The 14,636-nt window shown below is 38.1% G+C and carries 11 protein-coding genes; 7 read left to right on the top strand and 4 right to left on the bottom strand.

The window, feature by feature from the left end; genetic code table 11:
- Both O0931_RS08150 and O0931_RS08145 read right to left on the bottom strand, forming a co-directional pair.
- On the bottom strand, window positions 1–1,554 hold the full coding sequence (locus tag O0931_RS08150; protein WP_269415071.1) for an AAA family ATPase: 1,554 nt from the start codon (window positions 1,552–1,554) through the stop codon (window positions 1–3).
- A gap of 4 nt (window positions 1,555–1,558) precedes the next feature.
- Window positions 1,559–2,347, bottom strand: coding sequence for a hypothetical protein (locus O0931_RS08145; RefSeq protein WP_269415070.1), 789 nt, complete (start codon window positions 2,345–2,347; stop codon window positions 1,559–1,561).
- Between the two features lie 697 nt (window positions 2,348–3,044).
- On the opposite strand from O0931_RS08145, the gene O0931_RS08140 reads away from it, so the two are divergent.
- The gene (locus tag O0931_RS08140; protein WP_269415069.1) at window positions 3,045–5,033 is read left to right on the top strand and encodes a PAS domain S-box protein; all 1,989 of its coding nucleotides are present in this window, start codon (window positions 3,045–3,047) and stop codon (window positions 5,031–5,033) included.
- 243 nt (window positions 5,034–5,276) lie between these two features.
- The gene (locus tag O0931_RS08135; RefSeq protein ID WP_269415068.1) at window positions 5,277–6,068 is read left to right on the top strand and encodes a hypothetical protein; all 792 of its coding nucleotides are present in this window, start codon (window positions 5,277–5,279) and stop codon (window positions 6,066–6,068) included.
- Window positions 6,069–6,091: 23 nt separating this feature from the next.
- Here the strand turns inward: O0931_RS08135 and O0931_RS08130 are convergent, their stop codons facing one another.
- On the bottom strand, window positions 6,092–6,541 hold the full coding sequence (locus O0931_RS08130) for a hypothetical protein (RefSeq protein WP_269415067.1): 450 nt from the start codon (window positions 6,539–6,541) through the stop codon (window positions 6,092–6,094).
- A gap of 279 nt (window positions 6,542–6,820) precedes the next feature.
- Here O0931_RS08130 and O0931_RS08125 point away from each other — a divergent pair, with 279 nt between their 5' ends.
- The gene (locus O0931_RS08125; RefSeq protein WP_269415066.1) at window positions 6,821–7,366 is read left to right on the top strand and encodes a hypothetical protein; all 546 of its coding nucleotides are present in this window, start codon (window positions 6,821–6,823) and stop codon (window positions 7,364–7,366) included.
- Window positions 7,367–7,382: 16 nt separating this feature from the next.
- Window positions 7,383–7,601, top strand: a complete 219-nt coding sequence (locus O0931_RS08120; RefSeq protein WP_269415065.1) for a hypothetical protein — start codon at window positions 7,383–7,385, stop codon at window positions 7,599–7,601.
- A 67-nt stretch (window positions 7,602–7,668) separates the two neighbouring features.
- On the opposite strand, the gene O0931_RS08115 is transcribed toward O0931_RS08120, so the two are convergent.
- On the bottom strand, window positions 7,669–7,905 hold the full coding sequence (locus tag O0931_RS08115) for a hypothetical protein (RefSeq protein WP_269415064.1): 237 nt from the start codon (window positions 7,903–7,905) through the stop codon (window positions 7,669–7,671).
- A 1,378-nt stretch (window positions 7,906–9,283) separates the two neighbouring features.
- On the opposite strand from O0931_RS08115, the gene O0931_RS08110 reads away from it, so the two are divergent.
- From O0931_RS08110 to O0931_RS08100, 3 genes are all read left to right on the top strand, one after another.
- A complete protein-coding gene (locus O0931_RS08110) occupies window positions 9,284–9,934 on the top strand; it encodes an RNA polymerase sigma factor (RefSeq protein WP_269415063.1) in 651 nt (216 codons plus the stop codon).
- Between the two features lie 54 nt (window positions 9,935–9,988).
- The gene (locus tag O0931_RS08105; RefSeq protein ID WP_269415062.1) at window positions 9,989–11,152 is read left to right on the top strand and encodes a FecR family protein; all 1,164 of its coding nucleotides are present in this window, start codon (window positions 9,989–9,991) and stop codon (window positions 11,150–11,152) included.
- 213 nt (window positions 11,153–11,365) lie between these two features.
- Entirely contained in the window at window positions 11,366–14,626 is a 3,261-nt protein-coding gene (locus O0931_RS08100) for a TonB-dependent receptor (protein ID WP_269415061.1), read from the top strand.
- Window positions 14,627–14,636: the final 10 nt, after the last annotated feature.

The raw sequence follows: 14,636 nt of genomic DNA, 5'->3' as shown, positions 1-14,636 counted from the left end.
TTAATTTTCGAAATTTTCTCGTGAAAGATATTGAATAAAGGTTTTCTTAATTCGCTTATTAATATCTCTCATGTTTTGATACTTTGAAACATTGATATTAGATTTTAAGTATTGAGGAAGGTCGGATCCAAACATATTAGATCCATCAGGATTGATTTTATTTATTATGCTTTTAGCCCGAAATTCTAAGTACTTAGTTTTGTCTTCATCACCAAGTAAGGTAAACATACATTTATAGTCAAATCTGGAACGAAGTTCGGGAGAAATTCTTTTTTTGTAATCTTCTTTACTGATATTAGATGTAAATACTATGATAAAACCATTGAGATCGATTTCCTGTCCTAATGAACCGGTTATCTTTCCGCTTTCTAAGACATCTAAGAAATAATTAAATAAGGTAGAGTTGGATTTTTCAAATTCGTCTATTAGAAGGACACCTACGTCTGTGTCTCTAACTTTCATAAAAATCTCACCATCATCACTTCCTATATATCCTCTAGCACTTCCAATCAATGAACTTAAAGAAAATTCATTGCTATAGTTTCCAAAATTAATCTTCGCTAAACTTTTAGTTCCTTTTAAACAATCAAATATTAATCTTGCCACCTCAGTTTTACCGACGCCAGAGTCACCCATTAAGAAAATAGATAGTATTTTATGCTCTCCAAGTTTATTGAATACTTTAAAGGTTCTTATTTGTTCCTCCAAATCATCTTTAAATTTTGGGTGTCCATATAATCTTTGTCTAAAACTGGAAAAGAATGCTTCCAATTCAGTTTCATTTATATCTATTATTTTCTTATGTCTATTAGTGGTATTAACAGTTTTTTCGCGATTCACGATGAGTGTAGTCATTTCATTTAGAACTGTGCTTTCGTATATCGCTTTAAATTCATTAAATATAAATCTTAGATCATATTCGACTTTTTCTTTCTTAGATCGGTCACATATATAGTATGTATTAGCGGGAAGTTTATAGACTACATCTTCAGTAACTGTTTGAAATCTATTATATTCAAGGATACAGGAGATATCCAGAATACTTACATTCGGATTGAATGATTTAACATCTACAGGATCAGAAATTAATTTTGAAATACTTTCAACGTTATATCCTTGTTTCTTTAGATGTTCTTCTATAGAAAAATAATCGTCTTTGTCATAAAAGAAAAGACTTCTCGAATTCCCAATTGACTGTTTATTATTTTCTTCATGATTCGCCAACAATGAATTATTGATTATGTATTCCAACTCATTATCCAAATTATCAAAAAGAAAGCGAAGCTCATAAGACATATTTTCCCATTTATAATCTTCGCAGATGAATACTATATCATCTGTAAACTTAAACAATACTTGTTCGGAAATGGATTGTTTATTGTTGAATTCTGAAAGAGAAGAAATATCAACAATGTCATCGTTAAAATGCTGATCTATTAATGAAAGGTCATTTATATATTTCGTGATACTTATAATTGAAATACCCTCTAAATCTTTCTTTTTCCTCAATTCATAATAATCTGCTCTTTTATAAAGTAATAATCTCTTTCCCATAAAATTATTTCTTTGATTTTATACTTACATTCTGAATTATTGCCAATAGGTCTATATAATGATAATCACTGTTATCACCGGAGCTTTTGAAAGTTACAGTAAAATTTTTTCTATCATCAGCGGTGTAATGGCTTTCTTGTATTTCATCATCTTCATCTTTTTGTTTATGTTGCATGAAGTTCTGAAATTCGCCTAGCTCTTGGAAATATTGAAATGAATTACGTAATTCATCAACTTTAATCATCCCCTTATATAGACCAACTATTGAAACATTACCAACAAAAAGATCATCAACACTATAAGAACTTTCAAATTCATTTTCAAAAGTCAATGGTATTTTAATTAGAAGTTTTTCCGATTGTTCTCGAATTTCGCCCTTTATCTTGTAAGCATAATCCTTAAACATAGAATTGAATAGTCCATTAATGTCAATTCCATTCGTATTAGGTCCCATAATATCTTTCAAGGCTCCACTATTAATGAATTTAACGATTCGTAGCTCATCTTCATTTTCCAATGACAATCTTACATTATCTAGTTTAATTAATTCTCCTTCGTCGAAGTTTTCGAAACCTTCAATTGTTCGACAATTTTTTACCACTTCATCTAATATTACGGATTTTGTAGTTTTTATTTCAAATGTTTCTAAAACCTTTTTTGAACCAGATCCTTTTATATTTCCACCAGCTTCTACGTCACCCAACTTGAAAATGTCCATGATATTGAAACCAAGTTTTGTTTTCAAGTAGGCATCACCTTCAATCTGTTTATTACTTTCCACCTCTTGTTGCATAGAAACCATGTTATTTAACATCATTTTTATTTCGTAGACTTTCGGAAAGTTTATATAATATATATTAAAAATCATATTGAAGAATTAAGGGCGTTTTGGTAACCTAAATGAATTAAATACGAATATATATCTTTTGCACTAACTATGGTGTTTATCAAATTCAAACTTGGAGTTGTTGAGATATTTTTGATAATTATTTTCTAGTGTTAAAAACATAAAAATCTATTTCTTTAATATTCTAGAAAAACCACCTATTTCAATCAATTCGTCCAAAAAATGGTTCGGATTACGCACTGCCACTGACCCCGAGTGGGACAAAGACATTTTCGAATGGTTTTGTCCCTTTTTTTGTTCATAACTCCTTGTTTCAAATAGATGTACCATGCGGTTTCGCTGGCTAATTTTTCGAGTCCGGTATTTATTGTATTCCAATTTTTATGGAAATAGGCTGCTTATAAAATATACATTTGACCGTTTTGATTGCTGAATATTATTATTCTACAATTTATAAGCATACAAACTTGAGTATATTGGTTTTTCATTTCGATGATCCAAATCCGCTAGCTGATGTGTATTTAAGAAAGACTTTACTTGTAGATCATCCCGACAGCTGGAAATTGAATTTAAAAATATGGGGTTTACAAACTATTTGTTAATTTTCATGTCTATAAATGTATATGACTGTAAAACCGGGATAATGAGCGCAAATTTAACTCCACACTCGACCAATGAAGAACGTTTCAAAGCTTTATTGACGGCAACTTCTGACGTGGTTTACAGTTTAAGCCCTGATTGGTCGGTGATGTACGAGCTTGATGGCCGGGGCTTTCTCAAAGATGCATCAGCGCCTACACCAGATTGGAAAACCACAAATGTTTTCAGTGGAGACATGGAAATGGTCAATGAAAAGATTGCAGATGCGATAGCGACTAAAAGTGTCTTTGAACTTGAACATCGTGTAAATCGTGCCGACGGCACTGTGGGTTGGACGTTTTCGCGGGCGGTCCCGATTTTAGACGAGAATGGTGATATTAAAGAATGGTTTGGCCTTGCCTCCGACATCACGGAGCGGAAATTAGCAGAACAAGCATTAACTGTTGCAAAAGGATTTTTAGAACAACAGCGGAAAACGTATGAAATTATCACTTCCGGTAGCCCCGATTTGATGTATATGTTTGATCTGGACTATAAATTTACTTATGCCAACCGGGCGCTTTTGGAAATGTGGGGTAAGACCTGGGAGGAGGCAATCGGAAAAGGGCTAATAGAAAATGGTTATGAACCCTGGCATGCCGATATGCACGAACGCGAAATTGATAGTATTCGGGAGACCGGCAAGTCGATCCGCGGCGAAGTTGCCTTTCCACATGCCACTTTAGGAAGAAGGTTATACGATTATATCCTTAACCCTGTTTTTAATGATAATGGCGAAGTTATAGCGGTTTCGGGAACAACGCGCGACGTTACCGATCGGGACCAATGGCAGCAGAAGCTAAAGCAGAGCGCTGAACACCTCCAGGCTATGAACGAAGAATTTGCTGCAATAAATGAAGAACTTTCTGCCTCTAACGAACAGATTCAGGCTACCAATAATCATCTTTCCCGGGCCAATGCGGAGTTGATTTTGGCAAAGCAGGCCATAGAAGAAGGGAAGCTGGCGCTTCGCCTGGCCATTGAGGCTGCAAACTTCGGCACCTGGTATATTCATTCTGTAACCAGGGCGTTTATCACAGATGTAAGGTTAAAGGAACTTTTTGGATACTATCCGGATGAATCGCTATCCATTGAACAGGCATTGGCGCAAATCACGGACGACTATCGGGAATTTGTATCATCTAAACTGGAAAATGCGATTTACAATAATGGAGATTTTGATGTAAGCTACCCGGTTATTGGTCTGCACGATAATAAGTTGCGATGGCTTAGGGCAATTGGCAATTTGATGGCTGATTCATCAGGCAGTTTCTCTGCTTTTACGGGCGTAATGATGGATATCACGGAGCAGAAAATGGAAGAAATGCGAAAGAATGATTTCATGGGTATGGTGAGCCATGAGCTTAAGACGCCATTAACCTCGCTTACTGCTTATCTTCAACTAATGGATATGCGTGCAGTTCAAAATCCTGATGAGCTAAGCCGCAGGGCAGTTTCACAATCTCTTAAACAGGCAAAACGGATGACAGATATGATTAACGGCTTTTTGGATTTTTCAAGATTGGAATCTGCGAAGATAAGTATTATCCGTTCGGACTTTGATATTGCCATATTAATCAGGGAAGCTCAGGAGGAGGCCAATATGCTTTATGGTACCCATAAGTTCATTTTTGAACCTGTTGAAAGTCAAATAATAAATGCCGATAAAGGAAAAATGGCGCAGGTAATTTCAAACCTGATTGGCAATGCGGTGAAGTATTCCCCATCAGGTTCAGTGATACAGGTGGCCTGCGTCACCACTGACGGAGCAGTTAAAGTAAGTATTAAAGATCAGGGCATCGGAATCGAAAAAAGTGAAATTCCAAAAATATTCGACCGGTTTTACCGGGTCGAAGGAAATCATTTGATCTCGGGTTTTGGTATAGGCCTGTATGTATCCTCAGAGATTATAAAGTTGCATGGTGGTGCGATATGGGTTGACAGTGCGGCGGGAAAGGGCTCGGTATTTAGCTTTACAATACCGGTCAAATAAGGATATAAAAGAATTTAAAAAAGAAATCTACTTTAAACAATAGCCTGTAAAGAACTGCTTTTTTTGTTTTTAATCATTGTCATTTCGACGGTAGGAGAAATCTATTAGATTTACTATTGGGATTATCTGAAAATCATCACAGGATGAGCGCGTGTCATTTTGCGCAGGTATTAAACATTAATCACCACACTTTGCTGCAAATTTCCTTATCTTGACTGGGTTAAAACATATATTAATCTTAAAATGGATAGCGCTAAAAAAATTCTTCCTTTTGCCAACGGACTTGCGGTGATCTTAACGATATTGGTTAACTACCTTTCTAATGCAGGGTTGTTGAACGGTAACAGCATGAAAACGGTATCTGACCGGTATTTCAATTATTTTACACCGGCCGGCTATGCCTTTTTTATATGGGGCATTATTTACCTCGGGCTGCTGTGTTTTGTTTTTTATACCGGTATTAACGGTCGGAAAGACCCGGTCAAATCTGATGTGGTGTCGAAGATCGGCTGGTGGTTTGTGCTGTCTTGTTTGGCGAATTGCTTTTGGGTAGTTGCCTGGTTATATGATTATACCGGTATTTCGGTGATGCTCATGGGCATGCTCCTTTTTTCCTTGCTAAAAATTATCGTTAATACCCGTATGGAGCTGGATGCTCATCCCTTGAAAGAATATCTTTTCATCTACTGGCCCTTTGCATTTTATTCGGGATGGATTACCGTCGCTTTTATCGCAAATATTGCGGCTTATCTGACTAAAATAAACTGGCAGGGATGGGGCATTTCGGGTATGACCTGGGCCATCATTATGATTTGCGTAGCCGGCCTGGTTAATGTCATTATGGTTTACACCAGAAACCTGCGCGAATTTGCGGTGGTGGGGATATGGGCATTGCTGGCTATCGCCGTTTCCAATAATACCAATCCTACCGGGAAGAACATCGTTTATGCCTGTTATGCGGTGAGTGCTATTATCGTTGCATTTGTTATCCACAGCGGCTTAAAAAACCGGAAACATTCGATTGACAGTATGTAACAGGTGGTAAATAGGGTATTAATCTACTTCTTGCTGAAATAAATGGTCGCCTTTGCCGTAGCATAAGCGGGGTCGTTGGATGGTCCTTCCAGCACCCAGGTCATTTTATTATTGTCTATCGCTACCTTGTAGGTTTCGGTGGGGTTATTTTCGATGTTGATGTAATTGATGTTATTGCTGCTGGAGAAACTATAAGTATATGACCTTGTGCCCCTGCTATCATACGTATTTACGCTGTTATTATTAAAAAATTCCAGGGTCTGCTCATTTGTTGAGGGCTGGTCTTCAGATTTCACCAGTTTTCCCGAGGCATCATAATACTCAAAACTTGCCCTTGTGAGGACCCAGTTACCCAAAACTTTTTGTTTGAGTGTTGCAGGGTTATCGGTTGTTGGCGTGTTCTCTGTATCTTTTTTACAGCTTATTAAAAAAACAGAAAAAATCAGGAACAGGGTGTAAAATTTATGTTTCATGCAGACAATTTTCTCAATAACATTCAACAGGCAAAATGGTTTGACCATGGCTATAAAGCTTTGGATGCATGTTCTTTCAGGTGATTGGGTACTTTAAAAGCCTTTTGCGAAAAATACTTACTCAAGTTATCCTTTTGCTTGTTATTGCAGGATGCTTAGCGTGACAACAGGTTGGCATAGCGCTAATTTACAAACCACTTATAACAGGAAATATATTTATAACGGCTGTAGCATTATGCTCACTACACACGTTTGCATACAAACCCTACAATCCAAACCATGAAAAACAACCTGATAAAACTGAGCCTTTTATTGATCCTGTTTACGGCGATGTTAAGCTGCAAAAAACCATTCAGTACGCCTGCGCCAAAAGCTTCTGATTCCTTCCTGCCTATGCAGGTTGGCAACCTCTGGTACTCGAACAATCAAAATTACACGGAAATCAAAGACAGTGTCGTTATTGGCGGAAAGCTTTACTATCAATTTTATTCCCTTGTTGGCGGCGACGCAATAGGCATATCTTACCTGCGCATCGATGAAACAGGTAAGCTGATTGCCAGCGATCCCAAATATCCGGACCTAAGGGTGATCCTTGCTGACTTTGGCGCTAAAGTAGGAGACAAGTTCTTCACCACCGGACAAGGCAATGATACCGACAAAGAAGTAACGGTGACTGAAAAGACCGATACCAAAATGAGTTTTTCCTATGATGCGATTTACCACCCCAATTTGAAAGGCCATCCTTACCTGGTCAGTTATATAAAAGGCCAGGGCTTTCCGGGCACCTGGACGAGACTTAGGATTAATGGCATCGTACTCCGGTAGGTTAAGGTATTTCGCTATGGAGCTTATTTTAAAATCAAATAACGAAGGAAGTCTTGATAAGATTATTGCTTTAGCTAAGCGGTTAAATGTGATTGTTGAAAGGAAAAATATTGATTTTAATAATGCAGCCAGGGTGAATCTTAAAAATCGCATGCTTAGTTTTAAAGCTTCAACACCTTCGTTCTTTGGAGATGCCGCTGAATGGCAACAACATCAACGTTCTGACCGTGAGTGACTTCGACCGAATTAAAAAATTGAAGTATATTAATCCCATTCGTTAAGTTAGTCGTAAACATCTTAATTTAAGCATCACTATAAAGATCGGGTTTAATTAATATTATATTTAGCATACTAACATGAAAGCCCTTTAAACCGTTGCCATCAACTCCGGGCTCATTTTTGAAAGCTCGTACAGCATAATTAAGCTTTTCATGATCATCGCAAAAAACAGCCATTGCGATGATGCCATTTATGCAGTTTGTATCATTATTAGCATCTTGTATGTGCGCCAGTGGGGGGTAGATAATATTTTCCAGCATCGATACCAACTTTGCATTCGATGTACTATCCCATACTGAACTATTGGTCTTGAGAATTTCTCCGGCATTGGAAAAATTAATTGCGGCAGGCCCCGCTGATAAATGGTCGGTTTGGTCAAACGTTTGTAACGTACCGGTCCATGCATTTATGATTTCTTTAGATTTGTTAAAATAAGCTTACAAAGCAATTCAAAATTAAAAGATCACGCAAACGTTTGACTTGACCTTGCCAACTTGAGCAAGCTTACCCCAAAATTTTGTTAATTATTGGTGTTAGGTAATATGATTTTTTTGATAGGCAATATTTCCTTACATATTAACTAATTTATTGTATTTAAACTTAGATATTTTTCAATACTTCTGTTGTTACGCCTTAAAAATAAAATTAATAAACTCCGTTATAACCTGTTGATGTCAATTATCAAACGTTTGCGCGGTGTTTAAACAGCTTAAAATCGAACATTTGCTTAGATTTCATTTTGAATATTTGGACTTATAAAAATTTGTCGAACAGTTTGATTAATTGTTTTTTACAAGTTCATAACAGGCTTTTCGCAGCAGAATCTACGTTAAAACCTGATTGTTGCCTGTTATATGAAGGGCGACATACAGGAGTGTGCCAATAGGTCCACAATTATCAGGCATAGGTAAATCTGGGTAGCATTAGATGACATATATGGATAAAAAAATTCTACGCAGTACAGGTCAGATATTAGATGATGCTTCTATCATATCGTCTGCAGAACTTGTATATAAAATTGGTCACAGCATTAAACTTCCGAATGACTGTCAGATAGTTTCAGGTGGTAATCACTTAGATGAATTTATGTCATCGATGTGGCCAGAGAATGTTATATTAAATAAATCGCCAATCTTTTTGACCCCTACAGACGCGGCAATATTGAATGTGAACCAGACTTTAATCCAGATGCACAGTTGTACTATTGTTTGAGAAGCTCCACGTTAAAAAAAGTGTAAATAGTTTATTTTAAAAAAAGGATCAATAGTTGTATCTGATAACTACACTGACGCTGGTGATGTAACCAGGTATAGTTTATTATAAGGACATAAAAGTCGGCAAAAAGAACGTGAGCATTAACGAAGATTATATGCACTATAATATAAAAGTAATCGGAAAATTACGAGTATTTGACTCCCAAAATAGAGAAAAGTGAAATAGGTAAATTTTAAAGGTCTATGGATTAACTTCAAAGTTAAATTATCTGGGTATATCAATTTAATGCAATTAAATAGGCCTGGATTATCGGTAAACAGATTCTCAAAATTCTGATTTTTCAAAACCAAAATTATTATGCTGTAAAGAAGAGCGTTGATGAGCTCAAATTGAAATATTTTACTTTAGTTGATTTAAAATTCTGTGACAGATTATACCGCATATAGTGATCTTGATTTAGCCGCCCTTTTAAGGAAGGATGATGATAAAGCGTTCAGAGAGGTGTATTTACGCTATCAAAGCCTGCTTTTTCGGTATGCATTCAACAAATTGGGTAATGAAGAAGAGGCCAAAGATGTTATTCAGGACGTATTTTTCAGGTTGTTGAGAAATAAAGAGGGCTTGATTTTAAACACTACGCTTTCTGGGTATTTATATAAATCTGTGCTCAATCAGGTATTTGATATATTCCGCCACCGAGATATAGTCAAGAAATATATAGACATGGGCGAACATTATATAGAAATTGATGCTGAGGAAACGGATTACCTCATCAGGGAAAAAGATTTTTCTGCTCTTATTGATTTGGAAGTTTCAGGTATGCCCCCACGAATGAGAGAGATTTATGATCTAAAGCGGAAACAATTTTTGAGCACAAAACAGATTGCACAGCAACTTGGGATATCTGAACATACCGTATCTAACCATTTAAAAAAAATAGCCAAACATCTGAAAGGCCGTCTTGGTTTACTAATCTACTTGATTTACATACTTAATCAAAAAAATATGTTTTTGATTATCAGTGTCTTGTGTTTTTGTTTGCTGTTTTTAGCACATTTTCTCATTTCAGGATAGCCAATCCTTAATTCATATCCGTCTTACAATCAGATCAGAAATACAGTTGATCATATGATTAGAAAGAATGTACTATCCATACTTGAGAAAATCCGTTCGGGAAACTTTAATTCCCGGGAGGAATCTATTGCAAAATACTGGCTACATCACCTTAACCTGGATAAACACATAGCATATTCTGATGAGGATTTCGAAAGAATTGGAAATGAGATGTGGGAGGTGCTGATGTATAAGAAACACAGCCGCGCCAAAAAGATCCAAACCCTATGGAATAGGATAACGTCGGCCGCTGCCGTTATAATCTTAATTAGCGCTTGTATTTTTTTTTACAATAGGTACGCTAATACCTTTATTAAGATAAAGGTTCCCGCAATCAATTTAAATTCTACGGAGATACCTCCGGGTAAAGTTAGTGCGACACTTGTCCTTGCCGATGGAAGAAAGATCAAGCTATCAGGAAAGAAATTTGGTGAAATCGGAAAGGGACATGGTATCAGCGTACTCAAATCTGTCAATGGGGAACTTACCTGTCTTGCAGATGATCCGCGAGCGGTACTTGAACCGGGATTTACCTTGGTTACGGCTAAGGGTGAAACTTATATGTGGACCTTGCCAGATAAGAGTAAAATATGGCTTAATGCTGCGTCGAGTCTGACCTACAATGCTGCACTGGATAAGACTTTTGGGGCACGCCAAGTCTATTTAGATGGTGAAGCGTATTTTGAGGTTACCCATAATGTAGAAAGGCCGTTCAAGGTAAAATCCAATTCACAGCTTATTAGCGTACTTGGAACACATTTCAATGTTTCAGCTTACCATGATGATGAAGTTGTGAAAACCACCTTGCTCAATGGAAAGGTATTGGTTGCCCCAGCTTCAGGGAAAGGAGTCCTTAAGAGTCGTGGTGTATATCTGATTCCAGGAGAAGAGGCGTCATTGCACGGAAAAACGTTAAAGGTGAAAAAAGTTGATGCAGAATCTGCTTTAGACTGGAAAACCGACAGATTTGTTTTTAGGAATGAGAATATACGCTCCATAATGAAGAAAATTTCACGGTGGTATAATGTCGACGTTGAATTTCAGGGCGATGCAGCTAAATTTAGGTTTGGTGGCAGTGTTTCTAAAACTAAAAATTTAAAGGAGACTTTAAAAAACATAACCCTTACAGGTGATTTACGTATTAAAATAGAGGGAAGGAGGGTCATCGTAATGAGATAAACTTTACTTAATATCCTGCGGGCGAAAAATCCGAAGATGGACCAACATCTCCGGATAATAATATTCGCTTTGGATGCTCCAGATTATAACGTAATTAATCAAGATCCGATGCTTTGAAAACAAAGCATTTTTACGAAACAAACCAAATATATGAAATTTTATGATTCTAATCAATATGGCCCGCGCCATAGCTGTAGAGAAATCCTATTGGGCATGAAAATAACTTTACTACTTACCATAGCTTTTGCCATTCAACTACAGGCCGCTACCAGCTTTGCACAAAAGACTATCACCCTTAAGGAAAAAAATGCTTTATTAGAAAGGGTATTGGAAAAAATTGGTCAGAGAACTGGCTACGACATATTTTTTAACGCAGACCTGATGACCAAGGCCCGTCCGGTGAGCATCGACGTAAAGAACATGTCTCTGGATGATGTATTAGCGAAATGTTTCGCTAATCAAATACTAACTTATACCGTAAAGGATACTTATATTCTCATAAAGGAGAAGGGATCAATTCCATTAGTGCAAGGCAATAAAATCCGAAAATTGATTGACGTTAGTGGTCAGGTGCTCGATGAAAGAGGTCAACCGCTTCCCGGAGCAACCATAAGGGTAATTGGTGAAACTGGCATAACTTCGTCAGACAAAGACGGGAAGTTTTTGTTAAAAGGTATTGGCGAAAATGCCCGGCTGACTGTTTCATTTGTAGGGTATGCAACTCAGGACATTGCACTTGAAGGCAGGACCAATATCACTATAAAGCTGGCGCCAATCAATGACCTTGAAGAGGTAGTCGTTACCTCACAGGGTAATACCCAAAAAAAGATATCCGTTGTTGGCGCTATTGCTTCCATCACGACAAAAGAGCTTAAACAAAGTCCGGTAGCTAACCTTTCAAATGCGTTAGCCGGGAGATTACCAGGCCTAATCACAACACAAACCTCAACAAAGCCCGGCGATGGTTCCAATTTGTATATCCGCGGGATTGCAACCAACGGAAGTAGTGCATCACCATTATATGTAATCGATGGCCTTCCCCGGTCAAGCGGAGATTTCGCTCAGCTTGATGCGAATGAGATAGAATCTGTTTCGATTTTAAAAGATGCGAGTTCTACCTCTGCTTACGGTATTCAAGGGGCCAACGGCGTTGTTGTTGTTACTACCCGCCGGGGCAGAGCAAACCAGAAACCCGAAATTAACTTTAATGCCCAATACGCTACGCAGCAAACCATCAGACTACCAGAAATGATGGATAGTTATAACCTCGCATTATATGACAATGAGGCACAGCAAACTGAAATCTGGACGAAGGCCGATTTCGACATTATCAGGGCGGGGACTGATCCTTATCTTTATCCAAATATCAATTGGTATGATTATTTATTAAAGCGGGCAACACCACAACAACAATATAACGTCAATTTTACAGGCGGAAACGATTATGCTAAATATTTCATATCTGGCAGCGTAACCACACAAGATGCATTGTTTAAAAATGAGGAAAACAATAAATATAGCTCCAGAAGTGGTTTTCAGCGATATAACTTCCGATCAAATGTCGATTTAAAAGTGACCAAAATGCTCGACCTTTCAGTTGATGTATCTGGTCGGTTAGAGCAGCGGGACGGGCCAGGGATTGGCTATGATGGTCTATTTTCGGCAATCGGTCGGACATTACCAAACGTTACCGCACCATATAACCCAAATGGTAGCTACGCTCATGGCAGCAAGATATTTTTACCGTCCGACTGGCAGAATCCGATTGCTGCTTTGATCAGTTCTGGTTATTATAATGAATATAGGAATGTGTTAACCGGCGCATTTACGGCCAGGCACTCGTTGGATATGGTTACAAAAGGATTAAGCGCGCAGGCCACGTTTACCTTTAGTAACGATAATTTTAAAAATACCTCCCGAACGCAAGGATACGACGATTATTGGTATAAGGGACTGGATGCTGGCGGAAAGCCAATTTACCAGCAGATAAGGACCGCCAGTTCTCTTGCAACCAGCGGATCTTCTTCCATTGAGCGAAATAACTATTTGGATATCAGACTTAACTATAACAGGAGCTTTGGAAATCATCAGATTACGGGGCAAATTCTGGGCAACAGAACATTAAGGATTTTCCAGGATGATCTTCCCTATGCCTACCAGGGGATAAGTGGCAGAGCAACTTACGGCTATGATAATAAATATTTCGCGGAGTTCACCATGGGTTATAATGGTTCTGAAAATTTCCCTAAAGGAAAACGATACGGTTTTTTTCCGGCTTTCGGCGCAGGATGGGTGGTTACAAACGAAAAGTTGATTCCTAAGAATAACATATTATCCTACCTGAAGATCAGAGGATCGTACGGTACGGTGGGTAATGATAAGGTAGGTGGAAACAGATGGTTGTTTATCTCTGATTATGCCGCTAACGGAGGTTACTCCTTCGGCGTAAATCCAGCTGGTCAAGGTGGCTATTCCGAAAATAGAGTAGGCAACCCGAATGTGACCTGGGAACGGGCAGAAAAAGCCAACTTAGGATTTGATGCTTATTTAATAAAGGATTTTGCCAAGATCACTTTTGATATTTTCCGGGAAAGGCGCAAGAATATACTTTTGGCGGCAGGAACGGTGCCTGATTACATCGGTGTAAGTGGTTTGGCGCCACGTAATACCGGTGAGGTGCTGAATAAAGGCTTCGAAACCGAACTTGTTTTGACAAAAAAATTCGGTGAATTCTACATATCTGCAACAGGGCAGGTTACTTATGCATCAAACAAGGTCATCAATAACGACCAGCCGACCCCAGCGTATCCTTATCAGGATTTAAAAGGCTATGCCGTGGGCTATCAATTGGGATATAAAGCAATAGGCATCTTTAATTCTCAGGATGAGATCAATAACAGCCCTATACAACGTTTTTCTGCTACGCTGCCCGGAGACATCAAATACCTGGATGTAAACAAGGACGGTCAAATTGATGCCGCCGACAGAGTACCTATTACTTTGCTAAATGTTCCTAAGTATGTATGGGGTGCTTCTCTGCGTTTAGGCTATAAGGGCTTCGATTTCAGCTTTCTATTGAATGGCGCCAGCGGAAGCAATACTTATGTAGGGAGTACAAATCCGGATTTTGTGTTGAGGGGAAGAAGTATTTGGGAAGATCGCTGGTCGCCGAATAACATGGATAATCCGACCCTGCCGAGTGCCAGAAGAGCCTCGAACAATAATCAGATATCAAGTTTCTGGTCAATGAATACCAGCTACCTTAAACTTCGAAATGCAGAAATAGGTTACGAATTTCCTAAACGATGGGTGAATGGTATTAAACTCAATTACCTCAGGATATTTGTTAACGGGCAGAATCTGTATGTATGGGATAACATGTGGATAAAGGAGTCGGACCCGGAATCTGCGGGTACGATAACATCTTATCCAGCTACAAGGACAATCAATGCCGGTATATCTTTAAGGTTTTAATTAGATGTAT

The sequence above is a fragment of the Pedobacter rhodius genome (assembly GCF_027213645.1).
Classification (GTDB): domain Bacteria; phylum Bacteroidota; class Bacteroidia; order Sphingobacteriales; family Sphingobacteriaceae; genus Pedobacter; species Pedobacter rhodius.
This window is presented reverse-complemented; position numbering and strand designations above follow the sequence as displayed.